The sequence below is a fragment of the Pseudophaeobacter profundi genome, assembly GCF_029697505.1.
Lineage (GTDB): Bacteria > Pseudomonadota > Alphaproteobacteria > Rhodobacterales > Rhodobacteraceae > Pseudophaeobacter > Pseudophaeobacter profundi.
Window position 1 is genome coordinate 209,539 of the sequence record NZ_JARJEF010000003.1, and the last position, 26,712, is coordinate 236,250.

Sequence of the window (26,712 nt, forward strand, 5' to 3'; positions counted from 1 at the left end):
AAAAAGGGGTCACGCCGGACAGAATGCCGGTGCGACGGAGGTTACATTGCAGCAGATCAAGAATGTCTGGACTGGTTTGGATACGCGCAAGCGGTTGATTGTGGCAGGCGCCACAGCAGCAGTCATTGCAAGCGTGTTTGCTATGTCCCATGTGGCAAGCAAGCCCACCATGAGATTGCTCTATGCTGGGCTGGAAAGTGGCTCGGCAGGGGATGTTGTGCGGTCTTTGGAACAGACTGGCACACCATATGAAGTACGCGGCGGCTCTATATATGTGCCGTCCGATCGCCGGGATGAACTGCGCATGACGCTCGCCAGTGAAGGTCTGCCCGCAAATGGCGGCCGTGGCTATGAGCTGCTCGATTCGCTTACCGGGTTTGGCACCACATCGCAGATGTTTGACGCGGCCTACTGGCGCGCCAAAGAAGGAGAGCTGGCCCGAACCATCGTTGCCAGCCCCCACATTAGCCAGGCCCGCGTTCATATTGCCAATACAGGCGCCAATCCCTTTCAACGCACCGTAGATCCAACAGCCTCCGTATCTGTGGTGCCTTTGGGATCGCCAATCACACCGGCCCAGGCCAATGCGATTCGCTTTCTGGTTGCTTCTGCTGTCACCGGTCTTGCGGTAGATAACGTCGCCGTGATCGACGCCAATGGGTCGCTCATCGGTTCTCCCGAAGCCGCCGCAGCTGCCGGCGCTGGGACGGATGACCGCTCGCAGTCGATTCGAGAACGGGTGCTGCGCCTGATTGAAGCCCGCGTCGGACATGGCAATGCCGTGGTCGAAGTCAGCGTCGACACCGTCACCGACACAGAATCGATCCGCGAAAAGCTGGTGGATCCCGCTAGCCGCGTCGCGATCAGCACAGATGTCGAAGAACGCGCCGATGTCTCAAGCAACCAGTCCGGTGAAGTCACCGTAGCCTCCAATATTCCCGATGGGGATGCGGCTTCTGGCCAGGGCTCCAAGAACAACACCACCGCCACACGCGAGCGGGTGAACTACGAGATCTCGGAGACCGAGAAAGAAATCATCCGCGGCCCTGGTGCCATCAAACGGCTGACAGTAGCTGTGCTGATAAATGGCACTACCGGCACCAACGAAGCTGGTGAAACGATCTTTGAACCCCGCCCCGAGGAAGAACTGAGCGCCATGCGCGAGCTGATCTCCTCTGCTATCGGGTTTGACGAATCGCGCGGTGACGTCATCACCCTGAAATCCATGGACCTGCCCAGCATAGAGCCGCAGGGCACCGAAGCGACCTCCTCCTTCATGGACAATATCTACTTCGATGCCATGGGAATCATCCAGATCGCGGCGCTTGCCCTTGTTACCCTGGTGCTTGGTCTCTTTGTGGTACGCCCGATTCTGGCCGGCAAAAACGAAGGTTTGCCCGCTCTTGGCGCCCCGGATGCACCCGACATGGGTGGGCTGCCGGATCTGCCAGCTATGGGCACAGCACCCGGCATGGGCGATTTCATGATGAACCCGGATCTTGGGTCCAACATAGCCCTGGATGGTGAAATTCAGGATGGCAACGGCCAGTTCGGCGGCATCGGCGATATGGGTGGCCTGCCCGCGCTTGGCGGCGGTGGCGAAAACCCAGTTGATCGCCTGCGCGACATGATCGGCGAACGCCAAGAAGAAACTGTCCAGATCCTTCGGGGCTGGCTTGAAGAAAATGAGGAGCGCGCATAATGGGCATTACTCACCTGCTAGAAGATTTTGGTACCGCAGTCATCGTTCCCCCAGTCGTTCAAGATGTCTCGGAAGAGGTAATCGAAGAGGAACGGTTGGTGTCTTTTGAAAAAGGCTATAGCGCCGGCTGGGACGACGCCGTGACCGCGAAAGACAAGGAAAACACCAAGATTTCCGCCACTTTGGCAAGCTCGCTAGAGGATCTGAACTTCACCTTCAAAGAGGCGCAATCGCAGCTAATCGAATCGCTGGACCCGATGTTCAAGGTTCTGACCAGCGCAGTCCTGCCCGACACCATGGCGGCGACCTTTGGTCACCATATCGTCGATCAGATGGTTGATATGGCAAAATTCCACACGGACCAACCGATGAGCATCTTTGCCTCACCGGGCGAAGGCGCCGCAGTGCGCGCCCTATTGCCCGATTCTTTTTCAACACCGGTGCAGGTTCAGGAAGACGAACAGCTCGCGCCGGGTCAGGCCTATCTGCGGGTTGGTAGTACAGAACGCGAAATAGACAGTTCAGGGCTGGTTGAATCCATCAAGGATTCAATCGACGCCTTCACCTATCACGTTAAAGAGGACAGAAATTATGGATGACGCCGACGATCTCAAGAAGAAAGCCACCGACGCCTCCAACCCCTTTGTGTCGGTTCCCGTCGAGGTGGTTGTCTCGGTTGGCAAAGCCCGTCCCTTGGTGCGTGAATTGGTTAACCTGGGCGAAAATGCAATTCTGGCGCTGGACAAGCGCGTTGATGATCCCGTTGATCTCTATGTTGGGGACCGCCTGGTCGCCCGTGGTCAGCTTGAAGAAATGGAAGGCGATCAAGCCGGTCAACTGGCCGTGCGCCTGACCGAGATTGCCGATTTGCAAAACGGCCTGGGATGACACGCACAGCCACCATAGCCTTTACTGTCCTGATCGCCTGCGCAGCGCTGATGCTGCCGCAGGCGGCACTGGCACAGGAGCTGAACCTGTCGATGGGCGACGGGCAGTCGATATCGGCCCGCTCGATCCAGCTGATCCTGCTGATTACCGTGCTCAGCCTGGCCCCCGGCCTGTTGATCATGATCACCTGTTTTCCCTTTCTCGTCACCGTGTTGTCGATTCTGCGTCAGGGCATTGGCCTGCAGCAGGCCCCACCCAACATGATGATGATCAGCCTGGCGCTGTTTCTCACCTATTTTGTGATGGAACCGGTGTTTACCGAGGCCTGGCAAACCGGCATCAGCCCGCTGATCGAAGAACAGATCGACGTGGAAACCGGCATGATGCGCAGCCTGGAGCCTTTTCGCGGCTTTATGGCCAATCGGCTTGATCCCGATACCTTTTACGCCATTGCCGATCTGCGCCCTGGCTTGGAAGAAATCGACCCAACCCCCGAGGCACCGCTTTCGGTATTGGTGCCCAGCTTTCTGCTGTCAGAGATCTCGCGCGCCTTTCAGATCGGCTTCTTGGTCTTTCTGCCCTTCCTGGTCATCGACCTGGTTGTCGCCGCAGTTCTGATGTCGATGGGGATGATGATGGTGCCGCCTGCGGTGGTCTCTCTACCGTTCAAGCTGGCCTTCTTTGTCGTCGCCGACGGCTGGAGCTTGATCGCAACCGCCTTGGTGCGCAGCTATTATCCCTAGCCGCTAAAATAAGACATAAATCCCGCAGGGTGCCTGTGGCATTCTGCTTTCACAGCCCCGGTTCTGCACCGGGGCTGTTGTCGTATGTCCACATGCCCTTCTGCCCGTCTTGGCCCATGGCTGATTGGGATTAGGCAGAATTATCTTGCTGAACGTTATGATATAACATTATATATCCAACTCAGTCATCGTTCGCCGCCTAGAAAAGCCAAGGAACCACCCCATGCGTGACACTGCCCTATCTGATACCCGCCTCCCCGTGACCGTTCTGTCCGGCTTTCTTGGGGCTGGCAAAACGACATTGCTCAACCGTGTCTTGAACAACCGTGACGGGCGGCGTGTCGCCGTCATCGTCAACGACATGTCCGAGGTAAACATCGACGCCGACCTGATACGAGAAGGCACCGAACTCTCGCGTTCCGAGGAAACGCTGGTGGAAATGTCCAACGGCTGTATCTGCTGCACCCTGCGTGATGACCTGCTCAAAGAGGTGCGCAAACTGTCGCAAGAAGGCCGCTTTGACTATCTGTTGATCGAATCGACCGGAATTTCAGAACCGCTTCCCGTGGCGGCGACCTTTGATTTTCGCGACGACCAAGGCCAGAGCCTGTCTGACGTGGCACGGCTCGACACCATGGTCACCGTGGTCGATGCGGTGAATCTCTTACAGGATTTTTCCAGCCATGACTTTCTCAATGATCGTGGAGAATCGCTTGGCGAAGAAGACAACCGCAGTCTGGTGAGCCTGCTGACCGAACAAATCGAATTTGCCGATGTTGTGATCCTCAACAAGGTGACAGATGCAGGCGCGGCCCGTACCCAAAACGCGCGCAAGATCATCCGGGCCCTGAATGGCGATGCCAAAATCATCGAAACGGATCATTCCGAGGTGGCAACCGATACCATCCTCGACACGGGCCTGTTCAATTTTGACACCGCCCATGAACACCCGATGTGGGCAAAAGAGCTTTATGGCTTTGCCAACCACACCCCCGAAGATGAAGAATACGGTATCGAATCCTTCGCCTATCACGCCCGCGCGCCTTTTGATCCGCACAAACTACATACCGTATTGAATGGCACGCTGCCGGGGGTGATCCGTGCCAAGGGGCATTTCTGGATCGCAACCCGGCCCGACTGGGCCGCCGAATTCAGCCTGGCCGGAGCGCTGTCTTCAGTGGCTCCGTTAGGCCGGTGGTGGGCCTCGGTACCGCAGGACCGCTTGCCCGATCATCCACAGGCGCAGGCCGAAATTGCCCGCAACTGGGTAGAACCCTGGGGCGACCGGCGTCAGGAGCTGGTCTTCATTGGTGCCGGACTTGAACGTGAAACCATCTGCGCGCGACTGAATGAAGCCTTGCTTGATGTGGATGATTACCAGCCCGACGCCTGGGCCGATATGGCAGACCCCTTTCCGCAGTGGGGACAACGCTGACGCAACCGATCCGGTCTTGTTGTTTGGGTCGCGCGTGTCTGTCCTGAACGGGGAAAAGTGACACCTTAGCCCGCAGAAACGAATCCCCCCAAACCGTCGGCAACGGTTTGGGGGGATCTGTAACACAGGCAATCGACAGAGGCTTAGCGCACGACAAACTCGGCATGTAGAGCACCTGCTGCCTTCAGGCTCTTGAGGATATCAATCATGTCACGGGGTGAGACACCCAGCGCATTGAGGCCAGCCACCACTTCCGACAGCGAGGTGGTTTCGCGCACCTCGGCCAGCTGGATGCCGTCTTCTTCATCAATGGCAGCATTGGTTCGCGGTACCACAACGGTTTCGCCATCAGAGAAGGGGCTGGGCTGCGACACGAGGGGGGCTTCTTCGATCCGCAGGGTCAGATTGCCCTGGGCCACGGCCACCCGCGAGATCCGCACGTCACTACCCATCACAATGGTACCGGAGCGTTGATCCACCACCACGCGCGCCTTGCGCTGGGGTTCCACCAGCAGGTTCTCCAGCCGACCCAGCGCGTGAGCAGTAGAGCGCGCATTTGTACGTTTGATGTCAATTTCGACCGTGCCAGAATCGCGCATCAGGGCAACGCCGCGCCCGAATTCATCGTTCACCACCCTCTCGATCCGCTCGGCAGTCGTGAAGTCGGGTTCCCGCAGGGCCAGGCGCATGGTGGACAGCGAAGACAGATCAAAGCCGATCTCGCGTTCAACCCGCGCACCCGATGGAATACCACCCGAGGTCGGCACACCCTGGGTCACGGTCGCGCCATCACCTTCGGCTACGGCACCGCCGGCCAGGATATTGCCCTGAGCCACCGCATAGATCTGCCCGTCCGCAGCATTCAGCGGCGTCATGATCAGGGTACCGCCCAGCAGGCTCTTGGAATCGCCGATAGCGGAAACCGTAACATCCACGGTACCGCCCACCCGCGCAAACGGCGGCAGGGTTGCGGTGACAAAGACCGCCGCCACATTCTTCGGCCGGAACTGCTCGCCGGTCACATTGACCCCAAGACGTTCCAGGATATTGGTCATGATTTCCTCGGTGAAGGGCGAATTCCGCAACCCGTCCCCAGTGCCGTTCAGACCGACCACCAGGCCATAGCCCACCAGGTCATTGCCGCGTACCCCGTCAAATTCGACAAGGTCCTTCAGGCGGATTGCATTGGCCTGGGCCAGGGTCGGCAACAGCAGGCAGGCGATCAAAAGGCGAAGGAATTTCATCATTACATGTGCTTCACAAGGCTGAGCTGGGCACTGCGCGCGGTCACAGTATAAAGAACTTCCAGCTGCGTTTCTGTCGACTTCAACTTGGCAGAGGTCTCATATTGATCCACCAGGACGATCTCGTTGAAGGCCAGGCTCAGCGCGGTTTTGCTGGCTTGATTTCGGGTACTTACCCGCTCTAGCTGCGCTTCCATGAAACCAATATCAGCCTGCACGTTGATCAGGCGATCCGTACTGTCGGACAGCTCGGCCCCGCCTTTGCGTGCCAGATCTTTTTGGGTTCCGGTAGACAGGCCAAGCGCCGGTTCATCCAACAGGGCAATGATGGCAAAGCTCTGCAGGGCGCTTTTCAGATCAGGATCATCGGCGCGCAAGTCAAGCGAGATCTTTTCTCCGTCGCCCACCTCTACCGGAGAGAGAGAGGTGGTAGATCCATTGTACATGGCGGCGTCAAACCCGGCTGGATCAGCAAACCAATCCTTCACCGCCTGGATGATGTCGTCCGCATCGGTCAGGCCGGCGACTTCGCCCACCAGTTCCGTCATCAATGTATCTTTGCTGTTGAGCGGCGTGGTCCCGGTTGCTGTCCCGGCAAACAGGCTGCGCCCACCAGCCCAGCCGTTAAAGGAACTGATCGCAACGTCCAACTGCCGCTCTGCCTCCAGGGCAAAACGGGCCGCATCGGTACCCGTCATGGTGGCCGAGACCGAAAAGACATCATCACGCATTTTCTGAGTGCTTTCCTGAACCCGCGACAGGTTGTCCTGGATGCTTAGCGCAAACAGCTTGGTTTCACCCGTCGCAACCATCTGACTGGTGATCCGGTTCAGGTTGTTTTCAATATCTGCCAAGTAAGAAAAATCGCCACCCAGCTCTGCGGTCAGGTTGGATTTCTTACCCGTCGAAACCTCGCGTGACAGGGTTGCAAGATCCAGCTTCAGCTCTGCGTTACGATTGCGCAGAAAGCTATGTGTGGTCAGGTCGCCATAAGATTTATAGATCATGAATTAGATCCTCAAAAGAGATTGCATCATCTCATCGATCGCCGAGAGCATCTTGGCGTTCGCCGCATAGGCGTTTTCGATAAGCATCATATTTTGCAGTTCGGCATCCGAATCCACCCCAAGGGCCAGTTCGGCCTTGGCCATCTCGGTATAGCTGGTCGCGGCATAGCTCATGATGTTGTTGGCGCTGTCGGTATCACGGGCAAACCGCGACATAAGAGAGGCGGTAAGCGTGTTCATATCTGCCGAGATATTGCCCAGCTTGGTGGTAGAAATGGTGCGGTTTTCGGCCAGGGCATCAGAATATCCGATCAACTGGCTGGCATCACCCGGATCGCCCTGCGTTGCCGCATAAAGGCCATCCCGGAAGCGCCAGGTTTCTGCCTGGCCATCCATCGCCACCAGATCATTCAATTCAAGCCGCGCCGAGATACCAACCGTATCGGCGGCATCAAAGGCGCCACCACCATCCGTGAAAATCCCCGCATCAGTCACGCCGATTGTGGCATCCAGCGCCGGATCCTGAAACCGTTCGATCAAATCGCGTGCCACCGCGTCCAGATCATTCTGGGCCTCAACGGCGGCGGTATCGCGAATTTCAAACTGCGCAATCAAGGTGCCGCCACGCAGCTCTCCGCTGGCAGAGGTATCCATCGCCCGGCCATTGACTTCCAGCCCTGACAGCAACCCGTTATCCTGGGTCATATGCGGTTCGATATTGCGTTTGGCGTCAAAGCTCAGCTCGGCTGCCTTGCCATCCAGCAGGGCAACACCGCCAACAGAATAGAGCGCAACCCGCCCCTGCCCCCGCTGTACCACATTGACGGGAATCGCCTGGTTCACCTTGTCAATCAACAGATCACGCTGATCTTCCATGGCCGAGGTTGTCGCGCCCGCCGCCTGCGAGACCACAATGCGGGCGTTCAGCTTTTCAAGCTCTTTCAACTGATTGTTGAGATTGTCGACCTGCACATCAATGGCTGTCTCGGCAGCAACCCGTTGTTTGTTCAACCCCTGCGCGGCAGTGGTAATCGACTGGATCACCAGATCCGCCTTTACCGACAGGTCATGCAGGCGTTCCACCGAATCTGGTCGCGACGTTGCCTGTACCAGAGCGGCGTCAAAATTCGACATTTGTGCGGCGATCGAGGTGCCGTCATCAACGATGCCAACATAGTCTGACATGCGTGCATAAAAATTGGCAAAGACCTCTGATCTGCCAAATTCAGCCTCGGCCTTGCGGGTCGAGGATTGCAATGCGGGGTCGATATTGCGCTGAACATCGCCAATCCTCACCCCTGGTGCGTACTGCCCAGAGGAGAGGTTCAGTCTTTGAGAAGAGTAGCCGGGCGTCAGCGCATTTGCCAGGTTCTCTGAGGTCACTTGGGACAACCGCGCATTGGCTGTCAGCCCGGTCATCGCGGAGTTAAGCGCACTTGTGATAGACATTTCCGGCCACTCTTTCTAAGTCGAGATCAAGATATCAGCGATGTTTACCGCTTGATGTTGGTGGTTTCCTGAAGCATCTCATCGACGGTCTGGATCACTTTGGCGTTGGACGAATAGGCCCGCTGCGTCTTGATCATATCCGTCAGTTCGGTGGCCACATCGGTTGCCGATTCTTCACGTGCATTGGATGCGATATCGCCGGTTGGACCATCCCCCGCATCCCACAGGAAGTAGGATCCGCTATCCGACGAGGGCAGATAGGTCTGGTTGTCCATCGACTTCAGCCCGTTCAGGTTGGGCACATCCACCAGCGGAATCTTGTAGATCACGCGGCTGGCACCGGAATCGTAGTTGGCGCGTACATAGCCCTGCGGATCGACCTCGACGCCAACCATGGTGCCCACTTCAGAGCCGTCCTTAGTCACTGTCGCCGGGGCAAAAGTATCGGACAACTGGGTCAGACCTTCGCTTTCACCGATCATACCAACCGAGATTTCCACCGGGCCGCCATCGACGCTGACCACGAAGCTGCCCGTGGCCGGGTCATAGGCCCCGCCAGAGATCGCTGTCACCGAAGCAAGCGAACCGCCTGCGGTCCGGCTATCATTGAAAGTCACGGTATATTCCCCGATCACCGCACCACCAGAGGCACTATCGGTGATCGACATGGTCCATTCATTCGACGACCCCGTGGCAGGCACGGTTGGGGTATAGGTAATCCCCAGGGTCTGCGAGCTGCCAAGGTTGTCATAATATTCAACCGTCATGTTCCGCACGGTCCCGGCGCTGCCAGCTTCGGTGTCGGTTGCCGGCAGGTTGACGCCAAGGCCAACGGCTGTCGTCGGCTCACCTGTCAGTTGGTTCATGTTGTACTGCACCGGCTCAAGGCCTTCGGCCGTATCACGCGGTCCATCAGAGACGGTGCCATCGGGGTTGGCCGGCCAACCCAGAAGAACCAGACCTGAATTGGTCGTCAGGTAGCCTTCCTCATTGGTGCGGAACGACCCGGTTGTGGTCATCATCATGGTAGGCGAACCGTTGTTGCCCTGCACCTCTGTCAAAGAGGCAACTGGCAACATGCCGCGACCACTGACCGCCAGGTCGGTTGCGTTATTGGTCCCCACCAGAGGGCCACGCTGGTCAATCAGACGCATATTGCTGGAAGAAACACCACCCGCAGTATAGCGCCCACCGGAGGTACCAATCACCATGGATTGGAAATCGGTCTGCACCCGTTTGTAGCCACTGGTAGAAGAGTTTGCGATATTGTCCGAAATTGCGGCCAAGGAGCTCGCGTTTGCGCTCAAGCCGGATACACCGGCGTTCAGGGCGGAAGAAATGGTCATGTTGCGCCTTTCTGCTGCAATAAGTCGATCGTTCTTGCAGCAACAGCTAGCGCATCAGCACTTAACGGGCGGCTAACAGATAAAATGCAATTTATCCGCCGCCGCCCTAGGGTAGTGTTTATTGGGGTATCAGTCGCGCAAAAGGATGATTTCCACCCGGTTATTGCGCACCGACATCGGATTTCTAACCGCCAGCGTACGATCTGCATGGCCGGTAACGCGGTGGATTCGGCTGGATTTCAGCCCCCCCGAATCAAGCAGCGCACGGGTGGCATTGGCGCGGGCATAGGACATTTCCCAAACCGGATTCTGTGCCAGGACAACCGGATGCGACTGCACATGACCACTGATCGCGATATTATTGGTCACGCTGCCGCTGATCCGCGCGACCATGCGCACCAGATCCCTGAACAGCGGCGTCGGTTCCGCCCCATCGCCAACAAAAAGTGGGACGTCTTCGGTTTCAAACAGCTCGATGATCAGGCCTTCATCGGTGACCTGCGTGATAATGTGGCGCGACATCTCGACCGAGACCATGCTCTCGCCGCCGCGACCCTGAAGCTGCTCTTCGATGGCGCGGAACCTGCTGTCTTCCTCGGCCTTTTCGGCATCATTGACGCCGGTTTCGCCCTGCGCCTTTTGCGCATCCATCGGATTGATGTCTGTCGCGCCTGTGCCGGACTGCGGTTGGATGTCTTCGGTGAACATACTGTCACCCTGGAAGGCCCCATTGCCGCCACCCGAAATTCGGCTTAGCGGGATAGAGGGCGAAAAGTAATCCGCCAGCCCTTTGCGTTGCTTTTCAGTTGTTGCGTTCAATAGCCACATCAACAAGAAGAACGCCATCATGGCTGTCACAAAGTCGGCATAGGCCACCTTCCAGGCGCCCCCATGGTGGCCACCGCCACCGCTGACTTTTTTCCTCTTGATGATAATAGGCGCCATTCCATCTTTTGCGCTCATATCCACCACCACTAATTTTCACCCATCACTGGGATAGCAGCAGGAGCGTTAACTGGTCCCTAACAATTAAACTTGCCGGCAGTTAAGCTTTATCAATGGAAGGTTGCAGCCCCAGGAGACCGGCACCCCTACCTGACAGGCAGAGGCACCGAATCTGATCGTTTAGCTGTCAAGCAGCAGGGTGCCATAGGTTTCACGCAGCTTGTTTTTCAGCACCTTGCCAGTGCCGCCCAACGGCAGCTCCCCGACAAAGACCACCCGATCCGGGATTTGCCAGCTGGCGACGCGACCCTCGTAATAGGCCAGCAGCTCGGCTTCGGTCAGACTCTCGTCCGCCTTTATGGCCACCAACACCGGACGTTCATCCCATTTGGGGTGCTGGGCCGCAATTGCGGCGGCCTGTACCACCTTGGGATGCGACATGGCGATATCTTCCAGTTCCACGGTCGAGATCCATTCGCCGCCGGATTTGATGATATCCTTAGAGCGGTCGCGGATGATCATATAGCCATCCGAATCGATGGTGGCGACATCGCCGGTGTCAAACCAGCCATCCATTGTCAGGGCGCTGCTGTCCTGGCCAAAGTAGGTGTCGACGATCCAATGGCCGCGAATCTGCAGCTCGCCCTGGGTTTTCCCATCGGTGGGCAGCAGGTTGCCCGCCTCATCGACAAGGCGCAGTTCGACCCCATAGGGCGGACGGCCCTGACCTTCGCGGATCGCGGCCTTTTCGGTCTCGGACAGATCCTGATGTTTTTGCAGCAGGTGATTCAGCGTTCCCAAGGGGCTGGTTTCGGTCATGCCCCAGGCGTGGATCAGCTCTACCCCGTATTTGTCGCGGAAGGCCGGAATCATCACGGTTGGCAGTGCTGATCCGCCAACAACGGTCCGGGTCAGGCTCTCGGCCTTGCTGCCGGTTTTTTCCAAGGCCTGCAAAAGCCCCATCCAGATGGTTGGCACGCCCAGCGCCAGGGTGACCTTTTCGCCATCAATCAGCCGCACCAGGCTTTCGCCATCCAGATTTTGCCCCGGCAGCACCAGCTTGGCACCAACAGCTGCCGCGATATAGGGCACGCCCCAGGCATTGACGTGGAACATCGGCACCACCGCCATGACGGTATCGCGCGCGGAAATCGCCAGCCCATCGGGTTGGTTGCCCCCAAGCGAGTGCAGCACCGTGGTACGGTGGGTATATTGCACCCCCTTGGGATTGCCCGTGGTGCCAGATGTATAGCACAGGCTCGACGGCATGTTTTCATCCAGATCTGGCCAGCTGTAATCATCCCCTTCAGCAGCAATCAGTTCGTCATAGAACAGGATACCCGGCACGGTCTTTGCAGCGGCTTCATCGCGCGGCCCCATCAGGACGATATGTTTCAGCGTTGTCAGATGTTCTTTCAGCTGGCCAACAGCCGCGACAAAGGTCGCATCAATGAACAGGACCTGATCATCCGCGTGATTGATGATATAGATCAGCTGCTCTGGCTTGAGCCGTGGGTTGATCGTGTGGCAGATCATGCCTGCCCCGGAGACGCCAAAATAGATTTCCAGATGGCGGCGGTTGTTCCAGGCAATGGTGCCACAACGTTCGCCCTGCGCCACACCCAGACGCGCCAGCGCCGCCGCCAGTTTGCGGGCATTGCTTTCCACTTCTCTCCAGCTGGAATGCACCACCTCGCCCGTGGTCTCGACCGAGGTCACCGTGGTATCGCTGTGGTAACGGCCCGCATGTTCAATCAAAGAACTGATCGTCAGCGGTTTGTGCATCATCTTGCCAAGCATCTCGCCTGTCTCCTCAAATATTCCCTGCAGCCAGTGCTGCGCTGCCACGGATCAAATCCGCAGCCTTTTCCGCAATCATGATAGTGGGCGCGTTGGTATTGCCGCCAATCAGCCGAGGCATGACCGAAGCATCCACCACGCGCAGCCCCTCCATGCCGCGCACCTTCAATTCCGGATCCACCACGGCCATGTCGTCCTGGCCCATTTTGCAGGTCCCCACCGGATGGTAAATAGTATCCGAGCGCGCCCGGATATGCTGCTCCAACGCTGCGTCATCCGGCTCTTCTTTGATAAAAAGCTCTTTGTGGATGTAACCGGCCAGCGGCGGGGTCTGCATGATCTCGCGGGTCATCTGAACCCCCTTGATCAGGGTTGCCAGATCATCAGGATCCGACAGGAACTGCGGATCAATCCGTGGCGGTGCCAGCGGATCACCCGAAGTCAGCCCAACCGCGCCGCGTGATTTTGGCCGCAGCACACAGACATGACAGCTAAAGCCATGCCCCATATGAAGTTTTCGCGCATGATCATCGACAATTGAGATGACAAAATGCAGCTGGATATCGGGCCGCTCCAGATCTGCTTTGGTCTTCAGAAAGGCCGCGCCTTCGGCAAAGGGAGTGGCAATCATCCCGCGCCCGGTCTTGCGCCAGTTGGCAATATGTTTCAGCAGCGACAGGCTACCGGGAAGCGAGATGCCAAAATTGTCGCGATCCTTGGATCTGTAGGCCAGGGTGAAATCAAGATGGTCCTGCAGGTTTTGTCCGACGCCGGGCAGCGCGTGCAGCAGTTTGATGCCATGCGGTTCGATGTCTTCTGGCCGTCCCACGCCCGACAATTGCAACAGCTGCGGCGAGTTGAACGCGCCACCACACAGCACAACCTCGCGCCGCGCTGTGACCTGTTTATCCTGCCCGCCCTGCCGGTAGGCCACGCCAGTGGCGCGCTTGCCGTCAAACAGAACCTTGGTCGCCTGCGCCTTGGTCAGCACCGTTAGATTGCTGCGATCCATCACCGGGTGCAGATAGGCCGCCGCCGCCGAGCAGCGCTCTCCCGCCTTATCCGCGCTGTGAAACTGGGTGACCTGATATTCGCCGATACCGGTATTGTCGCCGGTGTTGAAATCCGCCACCTCGCGGATTTGCCGTGCCTGCCCCGCCGCAATAAAAGCGCGGGTGATCGGCCGCGGAGAGCGCTGGTCACTGACCTGTAGCGGCCCCGCTTCGCCATGCATGGCATCGCCACCACGGGCATTGTTTTCAGAGCGCTTGAAATAGGGCAGCACCGCATTCCAGTTCCAGCCCTGGCAGCCCAGATCGGCCCATTCGTCATAGTCCTTGGCGTGGCCGCGCACATAGAGCATGGCATTGATGGCGCTGGATCCGCCCAGGGCCTTGCCGCGCGGCTGATAGCCCCTGCGCCCGTTCAGCCCCGGTTGCGGTACGGTTTCAAAGGCCCAGTTGTTGATTTTGGGCTTGCCCGGCAACATCGCCACCACCGCTGCCGGAGCGCGCACCAGAAGGCCATCGCCCTTGCCGCCGGCCTCGATCAGGCAAACCGATATATCAGTATCTTCGCTCAATCGTGCCGCCAGGGTCGATCCCGCGGATCCGCCTCCGACGATGACATAGTCAAATTGCATGGCCTGTCCTCCCTCTGGCTAGCTGGTCTACACAACACAAGCCCGCAGGCCCGAAACTGTACAGGTTTACACCGCGTCACACAGAGGGAAGACCGCCAGACGGCCTGGCTTGGCTTGGCTTGGGAAGCCTAGCGCAGGGCGGCCCGCGTCTCTGCATCATCTGCAGGCAGCTGTTCAGAATCGCCCGCAAGATCGGCATCTTCTTCTGCCCGAGGTGTTTCGATATCATCCACCGGGTCCAGATCCTGCACCACCACCGCATCAGAGGCGGCAGTGCCGGTGATCAGCGGCAGCATCTGCGCCCCAGAGACACTGGCCAGTTCCGGCGTTTCCGGCCGCTGCCAGCTTAGGGTATCAAAGCTGGTGCAATGCTCGCACACAGGGGCCCAATCGGCATGGATGTGGTTGCAATTGCTGCACAGCCACTGCGGACCACGTGGCGCATTCAGCGCCCGTGCCAGCCAGGCCTGGGTCACCGCATTGTCAGCGCCTTCGCCTTTTTCGATTGCTGCCATCAAGGTCAGCGCACGGGCATCGGGGCTGCGTTCAACCAGATCCCCCAGAACCCGACGGGCTTCGGGGTAGTCTTCGGCGACGATATGCAATTCAGCCATTACCAGCCGGGTTTCATCATCCTGTGGTTTCATCCGCGCCAGCTGCTCAAACCGTTTCACCCGCTGCTGTGCAGTTTCATCCGGTTCGATCTGGGCAAAGACATGGGCCAGGTCGGGATGCGGCTGCGCCTCCCAGGCCTTTTTCAATACCTTGATGGCATTGCGCTTTTTACCCTGATCCAGATAGGCACGCGCCGCCATGGCTGCGGCCGGCACCAGATCCGGCGAGAGCCGGTTTGCCTCGATCGCCTGTTCGCGCTGTTCCAGGCTGGCGGTTTCATCCACAACCGCCCGCGAGGCCGAGAGCGCCAGCACCGCATCGCGACGCTTGAAGACATCGCGTGGCAGAGTGCCGGTTTTCAGCTTGGTCGACAGGGTCTTGCGTGCCCCGGCCCAGTCTTCGGCCTGTGCCTGCAACTGCAGCAATATATCCTGCACCTCGACATGTTTTGGACGCAGCGCCAGCGCCTTTTCGGCCAGCTGCCGGGCGGTGTCCTTGTCGCCTTCTGACAGCTTTTGTTTCATGATGCCACGCACCCCGACAAAGCGGGTGGACTGATTGGCAAGCAACCGTTTGTAGGCCTCGCCGGCGATCTTGGTCTCGCCCGCCATCTCGGCCGCCTGGGCGCTTAGCAGATCGGTGAGTTCCGGTTTCTGCAGATAGCGCGAGGCCTTTGCTGCCTTGGTCATTGCCAGGCGTCCCTCGCCAGAGGCCAGCGCCATCATACCGTCGGATAGCGCCTGAAAGCCCTTTTCTTCTCGGCTCTTGTCGAAATAGCGCGAAATTGCCGTTTCATCACCGTTGAGGAACTTCAGCGTCGCGATCAACAGCCGCAGCAGTTTCAGGAACAGCCAGACCCCGACAAACAAGACACCCAGCGCCATGACAGATTGCAGCGCCCCAAGGGTATATTCCACCCCGGCGACGGTAATCTGCACCCCGCCGGCGGTTTCCATCAGGATCCCGGCGCCAAAGGCAAGCAAGGCGACAAGGGCAACAAAAACGAGAATTTTCAACAATGACCAGAGCATGTCGGCTTCCTTATTTGGCGTTCAGGCTTTGGGCCATTTGATCTACAGCAGCCAGGGCTGCCAGACGGGTTTGCGCCGCGGCCTGCCAATCATCAAAGGCGGCCTGGGCGGCTTCGGGCAGGGCTGCAAGCTCCTCTTGTGCCGCCGCAATCTGGCCAGACTGGACCGCAGCTTCGGCGCGCGACAGAATGGCATCCGCGTCATCGCCATCACGCGGGGTGACCGAACGGGCGCCAAGGTGGCGGTTGATATAGGCCATCATGCCGCCGTTGCCTTTGGTTTCTTGCCGCGCCAGCGCCAGGGCCTCACGGGCAAGCGGGGCAAAGCTGGCCTGCAATCCCTGAAGCGACGTCACGCCCGTTTCGGCACTGGCCAGCAGCTCTGCCGGGACCTCGACCTGCTGCGCCTGCAGATCTGCCACCGCCGCACCATAGGCCGTGCCGGCCTGCAAGGCGCCGCTTATCCGGGCCAGCGCGGTCTGCGCCGCAGCTATTCGGGCGGCCTCTATCCCCGCTTCTTCCTTCATGCGGGCCTCAGCCAGCATCTCTTCGACCTCAGAGCGCTGAGCCGCCAGACTGTCCTGCAATTTGCCCAGCTCGGCCTCAAAGGCGGCAACCGCCTCGGGCGCGGCCGCATCAGACAGCGGGCGCATCTCCAGAGTCTCTATCCGGGCCGCCATGCTGGCAAGCGCCGCGTCCAGATCACCCTGGGAAACCGCGCCGGAACCCGCCGCCTCTATCTTGGCCTCGGCGGTGCGAAGGCTGGCCTCAACCTCCGTCAGACGCTGCGCCACATCAGAGATATCGGGCTGGTTTGGATCACTTTGCTCTGCCTGAAGAGCGGCAATCTGGTCTTGCAACTTAGCCTGTTCGGCCTGCATCGCCGTTACATCAGCGGCGCTGCCGCCCTGCAGGCTGGGTGGCAGCACCCCATTCAGAAGCCCGCCCTGGCCAACAACAAACCCCAAAACAGCGGCAACCGCACCGCCCAGCAGCGCGGCACCAAAACCTCCGCGTTTTTCGATGATCTGTGCAGGCGCTGGCTGCGGATCTGGCGCGGGTACGGGTATCTCATCCGCAGATGCAACCGCATCCGGTGTCTCGGTCTCGGTCTCGGTCTCGGTCTCGGTCTCGGTCTCGGTCTCGGTCTCGGTCTCGGTCTCGGTCTCGGTCTCGGTCTCGGAAGAAGACACCTCATCCTGCGCATCAAGATCAACCGTTTCGGCGGGGGTCTGATCTTCGTTCAGACCTTCGGGCTCCGCAAACTCCGGCGTATCCGTTGCGTGTCCACTGGCCGTCTGCGAGTCAGTGTCCGGCGTTTCGACCTCCGGCTTGGTCATATTGTCGGCAGTCTTTTTGTCAGCCACGCCGGCCTCCCCTCGATTCTAAAAATCACCCAAACGCACCGGGATTTCTGTGATCCTACTGCGCAGAATCTCCACCCTCAAGCCGCGTCAGGCGGACTGCGGCATCACGGACCATCTCAGCCATACTGGCCGCGTCTGGTTTCTTACTGACCTGCAAGCCCTTGCATTTCAAGCCCTGCAACTCTGCAGCAACGGCCTGGCTTATTGCAATCAAAGACAAATTCGCCGTGTCGAGCCCCAGGCTGGCGAAATGCCGCGCAGTGCGTGGTGAAAAAAGCGGCACGATTATATCGCTTTGCGCCCCGATCTGTTGCCGGGCCGCATCCCCCAGCGGCAAAAGCTGTTGTTCATAGACCACCTGGCCTCGGCAGGGCAGGCCAGCTGCGCTCAGCCGGGGCGCGATATCGCCACGGGTATGGCGGCCATGAAGATGCAGCAGCGGGCTGGTCGGCCGCATCTTGATCAATTGCGCCACCAGTTCTGCGCCGTTGGCGCCGCAGCACTGCGCCTGCCAGCCCGCCGCCTGCGCCGCCTGGGTGGTGCGCTGCCCCACGCAATAGGCTGGGATCTCGCCAGCGGCGGTGACTGCTGCAACCCCATTGGCAGAGGTGAAGATCACCCCGCCGTAATCGGCACATGAAACCTCTGCCTCCAACCCCTGCACCTGCATCAGCGGCGCATTGATCAGCTGCAACTTTGCGCGCAGCGACGCTGGCAGCTCTGCAACAAACCGGGCCGCCGCCGCTTTGGGTCGGGTCATCAACAAGGCCACCTGGCGCGGCGATGGGTCGCTGGCACTGTCCATGCCTGTTGCTCCTGGGATTGTTTGCATGTCGCATAGGTGCTAGCTCCACCAGCAATTCGATGCAACGGGTAGAGCATGACACAAAGCCTGACACTCTTGGGGCTGGAAAGCAGCTGTGACGATACCGCCGCCGCCGTGGTGCGGCAGGAACCGGGCCAGCGGGCCAAGGTTCTTTCCTCTATTGTCTTTGGCCAAACCGAGCTGCACAGCGCCTTTGGTGGGGTGGTGCCGGAAATTGCCGCCCGCGCCCATGCGGAAAAGCTGGATCACTGCGTCCGCGACGCGCTGCAGGCTGCCAATGTCACCCTGCGCGATCTGGACGCGATTGCGGTTACCGCCGGGCCAGGGCTGATTGGCGGGGTGATGTCTGGGGTGATGTGCGCCAAGGGCATTGCCGCTGCCACTGGGCTGCCGCTGGTTGGCGTCAACCACCTGGCCGGTCATGCGCTGACCCCACGGCTGACCGATGATCTGGCCTATCCCTATCTGATGCTCCTGGTCTCTGGCGGACATTGCCAATATCTGATCGCGCGGGGCCCCGAAGATTTCACCCGGCTTGGCGGTACCATTGACGATGCCCCTGGCGAAGCCTTTGACAAAACCGCGCGCCTGCTGGGCCTGCCGCAACCTGGCGGTCCCTCGGTGCAGAAAGAGGCCGAAACCGGCGATCCCAAGCGGTTTCGCTTTCCCCGACCACTGATCAACCGGGATGATTGCGACCTTTCCTTTTCGGGATTGAAGACCGCGCTGATGCGGATGCGCGATCAGATCGTTGCCGAAAAATCAGGCCTGACACAGCAGGACCGGGCCGATCTTTGCGCCGGGTTTCAGGCTGCGGTTGCCGATGTCCTAGCCTCTAAAACGCGCCGCGCGCTGGCGATCTACATGCAGGACGCCCCCAGATTTCCAGCCCTGGCCGTGGCTGGTGGCGTCGCAGCAAATACCGCCATTCGCGCTGCACTAGAGACGGTTTGTGCCACGGAAAACACCCGTTTCATTGCACCGCCGCTGGCCCTGTGCACCGATAATGCTGCGATGATCGCCTATGCCGGCCTAGAGCGGTTTCGCGCAGGTGCGCGCGATGGCATGGATCTGACTGCCCGCCCCCGCTGGCCACTGGATCAAACCAGCCCCGCCATGCTGGGGTCGGGCCGCAAAGGGGCAAAGGCATGAGTATTTCGGTTCTGGGTGCCGGGGCCTTTGGCACCGCGCTGGCCATTTCACTGGCCAAGGAAACACCCGTCACCCTCTGGGCGCGCGATCCGGCGCATGTGGCGCAGATGCAGGCTGAACGCTGCAACACGGCGCGTCTGCCCGATGTGCCATTGCCAGCAGGGCTGAATCTGACGGATGATATTGCCAGCGCCGCAAAATCACAGGTGCTGCTGCTGGCGGTGCCCATGCAGAAACTGCGCGCTGTTCTGACCACCTATCAGGCCGAATTGACCGATAAGGTGCTGGTGGCCTGCTGCAAAGGGATTGAACTGAAAACCGGCCTTGGCCCCGTCAAGGTTATCGCCGAGACCCTGCCCAAGGCCCGACCTGCGCTGCTGACCGGCCCCAGTTTTGCCGCCGACATTGCCCGCGGATTGCCGACGGCGCTGACCCTGGCCTGCGCCGATGCCGTACTTTGCCATCGCTTGCAGGAACAGCTGACCACCGCCAACCTGCGGCTCTACCGTACAACCGACACCAGCGGTGCCGAACTGGGCGGGGCCCTGAAAAACATTATCGCCATCGCCTGCGGTGCCGTAATTGGGGCAGGCCTTGGCGATAGCGCCCGTGCGGCGCTGATGACACGCGGCTATGCCGAGATGCAGCGCATGGCCCTTTCCTGTGGTGCCCGGCCTGAAACCCTGGCTGGCCTGTCCGGGTTTGGCGACCTGGCCCTGACCTGTAGCTCTGCCCTGTCACGCAATTATCAGCTGGGGCTGGCGATTGGCCGGGGCGAGGTATTTGACCCCAATATCACCGTCGAAGGTGCCGCCACCGCCCGCGCCACCGCAGCCAAGGCCGCAACCATGGGGCTGGATATGCCCCTGACAGAAACCGTTGTCGGGCTGCTGAATGGTGACTTGACGATTGCCAGCGCCAGCGCTCAACTGTTGGCGCGCCCATTGAAAGAGGAATAACATGCTGATTGCCCTGATCGCCCGCGACAAACCAGAGCACCTACAGACCCGCGTCGACAACCGCGCCGCCCACCTGGCCTATATCGAAGAAACTGGCGCTGTTGCGCAGGCTGGGCCACTGCTGGATCAGAACGGCGATATGGCCGGGTCGCTGGTCATTCTGGATGTTGAAGACATGACGGCAGCCGAAGCCTGGGCTGCAGCTGATCCCTATAAACTGGCCGGCCTGTTTGAATCGGTAGAGCTGATCACCTGGAAGAAAGTCATCGGCTGATGCGGTATTGGCTGTTCAAATCGGAACCTTCAACCTGGGGCTGGCCAGATCAGGTCGCCAAGGGTGACGCGGGCGAGGAGTGGGACGGCGTACGCAACTATCAGGCGCGCAATCACATGCGAGACATGACCCTTGGGGACCGGGGGTTTTTCTATCATTCGCAAAAGGAACGGGCGGTGGTCGGCATTGTAGAGATCTGCGCCGAAGCACATCCCGACAGCACCACAGCTGATGACCGCTGGGACTGCGTTGATATCAAGGCAGTGCGCAGCTTTGAACAGCCCGTGACGCTGCAGCAGATCAAATCCGATCCGCGACTGGCAGAGATGCCGCTGGTCAAAAGCCCCCGCCTGTCGGTGCAGCCCGTCAGTGCAGAACAATGGCAGGTGATCTGCGCAATGGGACAAACCGATCCAGAGTGATCCGGGGTCGCGTTGTCCAGGGTCTGATCCTGGCCCAATCCTGGCCTGATTCAGATCTGCTCTAGAGTGCTGAAATGGGAGGAACGTCTTGGAACTTTTGAATGTAGTCATCGCAGCCCTTGCCGGCTTTGCGCTGGGGGCTGTCTATTACGGGATCCTGGCAGAACCCTGGATGGTGGCCGCCGGGATTAGACGTGGCACCGATGGCAAACCCGAAGGCGGCCAAAAACCGCTGATCTTTGTGCTGAGCTTCTGCCTGCAACTGGTTGTGGCGGGCATGATGCGCCATGTTTTCACCCTGTCAGGCATCTCTGACGCAGGTGCCGGTCTGGTGGCTGGTCTGGGTGTTGGCTTATTCTTTATCAGCCCATGGATTGCGCTGAACAATCTCTTTGGCGGACGCCCTGTCAAACTCACGCTGATTGATGGCGGCTATGCCAGCCTGGCCTGCGCCACCATTGGCCTGGTGCTGACGCTGTTCTGAAACGGCTGGCGGCCCTGCTGCTGACGCTGCCACAGGCCCAAAGAGGATCAGACATAAAAAAGGGAAGACCCTACAGGATAGTAGGATCTTCCCTTTCACCCCGCGTGCTCCACAGTCCACCACACGCGTATGAAAATTCCGTCCTAGCCATCCTGGCTGGTATACATTTCATAGCCTACTTGGGGTTGTGGTGGCAAACTCTATCCACAGACAATTCAATTCAAATAAAAAACACCCGGCACGCCTGCCGAGTGTTCCTGGTCTTGTGTCGCGCCCTGTATCGCTGGCGCAGAGCCACAAATCCACAAAAAATGTGGCTTAGCCGTAGACGGCTTCTTTGCCGAAATGCTTGGTCAGCATGTAATAGACAACGGCGCGATACTTGTTGCGCTCGGATTTTCCGTAGATCTCTACAACCTTAGAGATTGCCTCCATCAGTTCTGGACCATCCGCCAGGCCAAGTTTCTTGACCAGAAAGTTTTCCTTGACGGTTTCCAGTTCACTGTCCTGGGTGGCCGCCACGGTAGAGGCATCGGCATTATAGATCGCCGGGCCGCAGCCAATGGTCACCTTGGTCAGCAGATCCATATCTGGTTCCATACCGCATTTGTTTTTCAGATCATCAGCATATTGCGCGATCAGGTCATCACGTTTTCCCAAAATCTTTTCTCCCTTCTGGGTTGGATCTTGTTCAGGATCCTTCCGGCTATATCGTTGCCACCTATAGTTTAGAGGCAGATACACACAGAGCAACTGGGAATTTTGGCGGTCCGAACTCACGCTGCTTCAGCCCTTCCCCGCTATAAGATCAATGCCTTCCTTTGGAAAAGACAGGTCAGCATAAGCCGCGCCAAAGCCGTGCCGGTCCCGCCAACAAAAAAATCCTCCGCAAGATAGTATCTTGCGAAGGATCTAAGGGCCTTACGACCTATAGGCTACACAGTTAGTAGCGATAGTGCTCTGGCTTGAAGGGGCCTTCCGGGGTCACACCGATATAGGCGGCCTGCTCTGGGCTTAGGCTAGACAGTTTGACGCCGATCCGATCAAGGTGCAGACGGGCGACTTTTTCATCCAGATGCTTGGGCAGGATATAGACTTCGTTCTTGTACTCATCGCCGCGCAGCCACAGCTCGATCTGGGCCAGAACCTGGTTGGTGAAGGAGGCCGACATCACAAAAGACGGGTGCCCGGTCGCATTGCCAAGGTTCAGCAGACGCCCTTCAGACAGCAGGATCAAACGGTTACCCGAAGGCATCTCGATCATGTCGACCTGTTCTTTGATGTTGGTCCACTTGTGGTTCTTCAGGCTGGCCACCTGAATTTCGTTGTCAAAGTGGCCGATGTTGCCAACGATCGCCATGTCCTTCATCTCGCGCATGTGCTCGATGCGGATCACATCCTTGTTGCCAGTGGTGGTGATGAAGATATCGGCGCTATCGACGACATCTTCCAAGCGCACCACCTCAAAGCCATCCATCGCGGCCTGCAGGGCGCAGATCGGGTCAACTTCGGTAACTTTGACGCGGGCGCCAGCACCGGAGAGGGACGCAGCAGAGCCTTTGCCCACATCGCCATAGCCACAAACAACAGCAACCTTGCCAGCCATCATGGTGTCAGTGGCACGGCGGATACCGTCGACCAGCGATTCCTTGCAGCCATATTTGTTGTCGAACTTCGACTTGGTGACCGAATCGTTCACGTTGATCGCAGGGAAAGGCAGCTGGCCATTTTTCTGCAGCTCATACAGGCGGTGCACACCAGTGGTGGTTTCTTCCGAAACGCCCAGGATGGATTCGCGGGTCTTGGTGAACCAGCCGGGGCTTGCCGCCATACGCTTTTTGATCTGGGCAAAGATGGCTTCTTCTTCTTCCGAAGTTGGCACTTCGATCAGATCGGTTTCGCCGGCCTCAACACGGGCACCAAGCAGCACATAAAGCGTGGCATCGCCGCCATCATCAAGGATCAGATTGGCACCCTCGGGGAACATGAAGGAGCGGTCGAGATAGTCCCAATGTTCAACCAGCGTCTGGCCTTTAATGGCAAAGACGGGTGTACCACCTGCAGCGATGGCCGCAGCCGCGTGATCCTGGGTCGAAAAGATGTTGCAAGAGGCCCAGCGCACATCTGCGCCCAGCGCCACCAGCGTTTCGATCAGCACCGCAGTCTGAATTGTCATATGCAGCGAGCCAACGATACGAGACCCTGCCAGCGGTTTGCTATCCCCATATTCGGCGCGCAGCGCCATCAGGCCTGGCATTTCGGTCTCGGCGATATCCAGTTCCTTGCGGCCAAATTCAGCCAACGCAATGTCTTTTACAATATAATCCTCGGCCATGGTCCGCTCCGTTCTGGTTACGAGTTCTCTTGGCAGCAGGAGGTAACACCGCAATGGTTTACAAGCAACGAAGATAGCAGCTGCGATGGCATGCCGGATTCGTTCCCGGCAAACCCGCCATCAACTGGGCACTCCGGACTGGGAACCTGTCTTTGTCACTTTGAAATAATTCTGACCGGAGGCGACGATACAGCTGATACCCGAAGGATAGGTCACCAGCACGGTAAAGGTCCCGCTATCGGCGGAACTCCAGATCTCGATCATCGTATCAACAGGCTGAGAGTTCTGCAGGCCGGCCGAGGACAGGCTTTCGGAAAAGGCGGCTTGCAATTGTTCTACCAACCCTTCGCGCGGCGCACAGCTTGCAGCCAAGGCCGGCGGCGCCATTGCAGCCATGCCAAAGATCAGGGCGGATGAGAAGAGACGTTTAAACATGATAAGCTCCTATTTTGTAGAGGTTTCTCTCACTACTAGGGGCGCATTATCCGGGCGAATAGCGCCCCTGTTCTGGTATATGATTTAGGCCTTGAACCGGGAATTTCAATCTCACGGCGGATCACCTTCGCGTCGGGGACCCTGCAACCGCCCTGCAAAACACTTGCGCTGTTGTCGGCAAAAATCCGGCTTTGCTGCGCTTCGCGGTTTACCTCTGGGTCACCAAACAGATAGGCAGAGAAGGTCTGCTAATCACCGGAATTACGCCCGATGCCCCCTAAACCCGTCCGCGCCTGGCAACGTATGCTCTCTGGTCGTCGTCTGGATTTGCTGGATCCGACGCCGATGGATATCGAGATCAGCGATATCGCCCACGGCCTTGCCTTTGTCGCGCGCTGGAACGGTCAGACGCAGGGGGATTTTGCCTATTCCGTCGCCGAACATTCGCTGTTGGTGGAAGAACTGTTTTCGCGCATGCACCCCAAAGCGCCAGTGAAATGGCAGCTGGCGGCGCTGCTGCATGATGCGCCGGAATATGTCATCGGCGATATGATCTCGCCGGTGAAGGCAGCGGTGGGGCCGGGCTATGGCGAATTGGATCAGCGGCTGACCTCGGCCATTCACATCAAATTCGGCCTGCCAGCCCAACTGCCCAAAACCATCAAGGCGCAGATCAAACGGGCCGACAAAACCAGCGCCTGGATGGAGGCGGTGCAGATTGCCGGCTTTTCCGAGGCCGAGGCCAACAAGCTGTTTGGCCGCCCCAGAACCGAGGTGATCGCCGGGCTGGCCATTGACCTGCGCCCACCGCTACAGGTGCGCCAGTCCTTTATCGCCCGCCATGCGGATTTGCTAGCCCGCCTCTAGGCCTAGGCTGCCTCACCGCGCTTTTTTCGAGGCTTAGCCTCGACAAACCCGGCCTGCCCGCCCAGACCTTTGTCCTGCAGGATCTGGTTGCGCTCTGCCTCTGTCAGGGTGGTCCAACCCGTGGTCTGCGAGATAAAGCCAAGCCGCGCCAAGGTGTCGCCAATGACCTGGTGATCCAATTCACCAAAGCTCAGCCGACTGGATTTTTGCTTGGCTTGGGGCACCCATTCCGCCCGCAGACCGCCAATCACCACCGGGGCGCGTTCGCAAAAGCTTTCGACATGCTGCGCCAGCAAATTATTGGCACCAGAGCTGCGCCGCAGGATCATCACCACCTCTTGGTCGGCCCGTCCCACCATGGCAAACAGATGCAACGCCGATCCATCGGCAGCAATCACTTTGCGCGCCGCCTTGTAACGCGCAACCTGCACCGTCAGGCTGTGCTCCTGCGGGTGAAAAATCTCATATCCTTCGGCCTCTAGCAGGGTTTCCAGCCGTTCTTCGCCCAGCAGACCGCCCTTACCCAGGCCCAGTTTGGACCGCGAGATATACAGCTTTTCCGCCCCCTCGGCCACGACATCGCAGGCAAATCGGCTGTGGACCGCCTGGCGGAATTTTCCTGTACCTCGGGTGATTTTTCCCAGGCCAAACCCCTGCCCCGGCACCACCAGTTCTTCCACCTGGGTCGGGCGAGTCGCGACGTGGATGGGCAGATCGCTGCCAAACAGCGACAGGTATTCCCGCTGGTAGCCACGCACCACATCGCCCACCTTGGGTCGTTTGGGGATGAACAAAATGCCGCGAATATCGTCTTCCACCCGCGACAAAGCCCAGAGCCGAGAAGAGCTTTCGACCAGGAAATGGCCAAAATGTGCCCACAGCACACCGCCCCAAAGCCAACGGCCCTGCAGGGATCTGCGAACCTTCCCAGGGCGTTCAGGTGCGATGGTGATGGGGCGGAATTTACGCCAGAGCGCCGCCTCGGGGCAATAGCTGCCATCACTGTACAGCACACCGGCTGGCTGTACCAAGGCGCTGATTTTCGGCGGCACTACGCAGGCATCGGCCAAGATCTGCATGTTTTCGGACCAGCCGCCACTTGGCAGGGGCTGCAAGGCCGGGTCGATGATTTCTGGCTGAGATGACGGTAACATCCCGCAGCCCCTAGCGCGGGCTGCGTTTGGCCAGAATGCGCTGCAGCGTCCGGCGATGCATGTTCAACCGGCGCGCGGTCTCGGATACGTTGCGATCACAAAGCTCATAGATACGCTGGATATGTTCCCAGCGCACGCGATCTGCGCTCATCGGGTTTTCAGGCGGCGGCGGCATTTCGTCATCACCGCTAAGCAGGGCATTCATGATATCCGCCGCATCTGCCGGTTTTGACAGATAATCTGTGGCACCGATCTTGACCGCCGCAACCGCAGTGGCGATGGCGCCATATCCGGTCAGCACCACCACCCGGCTGTCGGGTCGTTTTTCGCGCAGAACTTCGACCACATCCAGGCCATTGCCATCTTCCAGGCGCAGATCCACCACCGCATAGGCCGGCGGGCGGGCAGTTGCGATGGCAGATCCACCGGCAACTGAATCGGCAGTTTCCACATCAAAGCCGCGTTTTTCCATGGCCTTGGCAAGACGCCGCAGGAAGGGTTCATCATCATCAACCAGCAACAGCGACTTGTCTGGCCCAATTTCCTGCAGTGCGTCTTCGGTCATGCCCGGTTCTCCGCGAATTCTGCGCA

At 58.8% G+C, this 26,712-nt stretch carries 26 protein-coding genes; 11 read left to right on the plus strand and 15 right to left on the minus strand.

Annotated features, from left to right (window positions below; genetic code table 11):
• Window positions 1–46 precede the first annotated feature (46 nt).
• From fliF to P2081_RS06965, 5 genes are all read left to right on the plus strand, one after another.
• The gene (gene fliF / locus P2081_RS06945; protein ID WP_278922147.1) at window positions 47–1,702 is read left to right on the plus strand and encodes a flagellar basal-body MS-ring/collar protein FliF; all 1,656 of its coding nucleotides are present in this window, start codon (window positions 47–49) and stop codon (window positions 1,700–1,702) included.
• The gene (locus P2081_RS06950) at window positions 1,702–2,301 is read left to right on the plus strand and encodes an ABC transporter ATP-binding protein (protein WP_278922148.1); all 600 of its coding nucleotides are present in this window, start codon (window positions 1,702–1,704) and stop codon (window positions 2,299–2,301) included. The genes fliF and P2081_RS06950 overlap by 1 nt, the downstream gene beginning before the upstream one ends.
• Entirely contained in the window at window positions 2,294–2,590 is a 297-nt protein-coding gene (locus P2081_RS06955; protein WP_278922149.1) for a FliM/FliN family flagellar motor switch protein, read from the plus strand. Before P2081_RS06950 ends, P2081_RS06955 begins: the two co-directional genes overlap by 8 nt.
• Window positions 2,587–3,333, plus strand: coding sequence for a flagellar type III secretion system pore protein FliP (gene fliP, locus P2081_RS06960; protein WP_278922150.1), 747 nt, complete (start codon window positions 2,587–2,589; stop codon window positions 3,331–3,333). Before P2081_RS06955 ends, fliP begins: the two co-directional genes overlap by 4 nt.
• A 223-nt stretch (window positions 3,334–3,556) precedes the next feature.
• Window positions 3,557–4,768, plus strand: a complete 1,212-nt coding sequence (locus P2081_RS06965) for a GTP-binding protein (RefSeq protein WP_278922151.1) — start codon at window positions 3,557–3,559, stop codon at window positions 4,766–4,768.
• 143 nt (window positions 4,769–4,911) lie between these two features.
• Here the strand turns inward: P2081_RS06965 and P2081_RS06970 are convergent, their stop codons facing one another.
• The 10 genes from P2081_RS06970 to P2081_RS07015 all read right to left on the minus strand — a co-directional run bounded on the left by P2081_RS06970 (window position 4,912) and on the right by P2081_RS07015 (window position 18,018).
• Window positions 4,912–6,015, minus strand: coding sequence for a flagellar basal body P-ring protein FlgI (locus P2081_RS06970; protein WP_278922152.1), 1,104 nt, complete (start codon window positions 6,013–6,015; stop codon window positions 4,912–4,914).
• Window positions 6,015–7,019 (minus strand): flagellin, encoded by a 1,005-nt coding sequence (locus P2081_RS06975; protein WP_278922153.1) that lies wholly within the window; start codon window positions 7,017–7,019, stop codon window positions 6,015–6,017. The genes P2081_RS06970 and P2081_RS06975 overlap by 1 nt, the downstream gene beginning before the upstream one ends.
• A gap of 3 nt (window positions 7,020–7,022) precedes the next feature.
• Entirely contained in the window at window positions 7,023–8,468 is a 1,446-nt protein-coding gene (gene flgK / locus P2081_RS06980) for a flagellar hook-associated protein FlgK (RefSeq protein ID WP_278922154.1), read from the minus strand.
• Window positions 8,469–8,512: 44 nt separating this feature from the next.
• Window positions 8,513–9,814: a flagellar hook protein FlgE gene (locus P2081_RS06985; protein WP_278922155.1), complete on the minus strand. Its 1,302-nt coding sequence runs from the start codon at window positions 9,812–9,814 to the stop codon at window positions 8,513–8,515.
• A 129-nt stretch (window positions 9,815–9,943) separates the two neighbouring features.
• Window positions 9,944–10,777: a flagellar motor protein MotB gene (locus tag P2081_RS06990; protein ID WP_278922156.1), complete on the minus strand. Its 834-nt coding sequence runs from the start codon at window positions 10,775–10,777 to the stop codon at window positions 9,944–9,946.
• Window positions 10,778–10,939: 162 nt separating this feature from the next.
• The gene (locus P2081_RS06995; RefSeq protein ID WP_278922157.1) at window positions 10,940–12,559 is read right to left on the minus strand and encodes a long-chain-fatty-acid--CoA ligase; all 1,620 of its coding nucleotides are present in this window, start codon (window positions 12,557–12,559) and stop codon (window positions 10,940–10,942) included.
• 13 nt (window positions 12,560–12,572) lie between these two features.
• Entirely contained in the window at window positions 12,573–14,201 is a 1,629-nt protein-coding gene (locus tag P2081_RS07000; protein ID WP_278922158.1) for a GMC family oxidoreductase, read from the minus strand.
• Window positions 14,202–14,329: 128 nt separating this feature from the next.
• The gene (locus P2081_RS07005) at window positions 14,330–15,847 is read right to left on the minus strand and encodes a heme biosynthesis protein HemY (protein ID WP_278922159.1); all 1,518 of its coding nucleotides are present in this window, start codon (window positions 15,845–15,847) and stop codon (window positions 14,330–14,332) included.
• Between the two features lie 10 nt (window positions 15,848–15,857).
• Window positions 15,858–17,213 carry a COG4223 family protein gene (locus P2081_RS07010; RefSeq protein WP_278922160.1) on the minus strand — a complete coding sequence of 452 codons (1,356 nt, stop codon included), beginning with the start codon at window positions 17,211–17,213 and terminating at the stop codon, window positions 15,858–15,860.
• 55 nt (window positions 17,214–17,268) lie between these two features.
• A complete protein-coding gene (locus P2081_RS07015; protein WP_278922161.1) occupies window positions 17,269–18,018 on the minus strand; it encodes a uroporphyrinogen-III synthase in 750 nt (249 codons plus the stop codon).
• Between the two features lie 75 nt (window positions 18,019–18,093).
• On the opposite strand from P2081_RS07015, the gene tsaD reads away from it, so the two are divergent.
• From tsaD to P2081_RS07040, 5 genes are all read left to right on the plus strand, one after another.
• Window positions 18,094–19,191: a tRNA (adenosine(37)-N6)-threonylcarbamoyltransferase complex transferase subunit TsaD gene (tsaD, locus tag P2081_RS07020; RefSeq protein WP_278922162.1), complete on the plus strand. Its 1,098-nt coding sequence runs from the start codon at window positions 18,094–18,096 to the stop codon at window positions 19,189–19,191.
• On the plus strand, window positions 19,188–20,150 hold the full coding sequence (locus P2081_RS07025) for an NAD(P)H-dependent glycerol-3-phosphate dehydrogenase (protein ID WP_278922163.1): 963 nt from the start codon (window positions 19,188–19,190) through the stop codon (window positions 20,148–20,150). Before tsaD ends, P2081_RS07025 begins: the two co-directional genes overlap by 4 nt.
• A 1-nt stretch (window position 20,151) precedes the next feature.
• Complete coding sequence (locus tag P2081_RS07030) at window positions 20,152–20,424, plus strand: YciI family protein (protein ID WP_278922164.1); 273 nt, start codon at window positions 20,152–20,154, stop codon at window positions 20,422–20,424.
• Window positions 20,424–20,846: an EVE domain-containing protein gene (locus P2081_RS07035; protein WP_278922165.1), complete on the plus strand. Its 423-nt coding sequence runs from the start codon at window positions 20,424–20,426 to the stop codon at window positions 20,844–20,846. Before P2081_RS07030 ends, P2081_RS07035 begins: the two co-directional genes overlap by 1 nt.
• A gap of 88 nt (window positions 20,847–20,934) precedes the next feature.
• Window positions 20,935–21,330, plus strand: a complete 396-nt coding sequence (locus P2081_RS07040; protein WP_278922166.1) for a DUF1761 domain-containing protein — start codon at window positions 20,935–20,937, stop codon at window positions 21,328–21,330.
• Between the two features lie 318 nt (window positions 21,331–21,648).
• Here P2081_RS07040 and P2081_RS07045 read toward each other — a convergent pair whose 3' ends face one another.
• The 3 genes from P2081_RS07045 to P2081_RS07055 all read right to left on the minus strand — a co-directional run bounded on the left by P2081_RS07045 (window position 21,649) and on the right by P2081_RS07055 (window position 24,100).
• A complete protein-coding gene (locus P2081_RS07045; RefSeq protein WP_278922167.1) occupies window positions 21,649–21,990 on the minus strand; it encodes a DUF2853 family protein in 342 nt (113 codons plus the stop codon).
• Between the two features lie 283 nt (window positions 21,991–22,273).
• Window positions 22,274–23,665, minus strand: a complete 1,392-nt coding sequence (gene ahcY, locus P2081_RS07050; protein ID WP_278922168.1) for an adenosylhomocysteinase — start codon at window positions 23,663–23,665, stop codon at window positions 22,274–22,276.
• Window positions 23,666–23,785: 120 nt separating this feature from the next.
• Window positions 23,786–24,100 carry a hypothetical protein gene (locus tag P2081_RS07055; RefSeq protein WP_278922169.1) on the minus strand — a complete coding sequence of 105 codons (315 nt, stop codon included), beginning with the start codon at window positions 24,098–24,100 and terminating at the stop codon, window positions 23,786–23,788.
• 270 nt (window positions 24,101–24,370) lie between these two features.
• On the opposite strand from P2081_RS07055, the gene P2081_RS07060 reads away from it, so the two are divergent.
• Window positions 24,371–24,967: an HD domain-containing protein gene (locus tag P2081_RS07060; protein ID WP_278922170.1), complete on the plus strand. Its 597-nt coding sequence runs from the start codon at window positions 24,371–24,373 to the stop codon at window positions 24,965–24,967.
• A gap of 2 nt (window positions 24,968–24,969) precedes the next feature.
• On the opposite strand, the gene P2081_RS07065 is transcribed toward P2081_RS07060, so the two are convergent.
• Window positions 24,970–26,121: a glycosyltransferase family 61 protein gene (locus tag P2081_RS07065; protein WP_278922171.1), complete on the minus strand. Its 1,152-nt coding sequence runs from the start codon at window positions 26,119–26,121 to the stop codon at window positions 24,970–24,972.
• A gap of 10 nt (window positions 26,122–26,131) precedes the next feature.
• Entirely contained in the window at window positions 26,132–26,686 is a 555-nt protein-coding gene (locus P2081_RS07070; protein WP_278922172.1) for an ActR/PrrA/RegA family redox response regulator transcription factor, read from the minus strand.
• Window positions 26,687–26,712 lie beyond the last annotated feature (26 nt).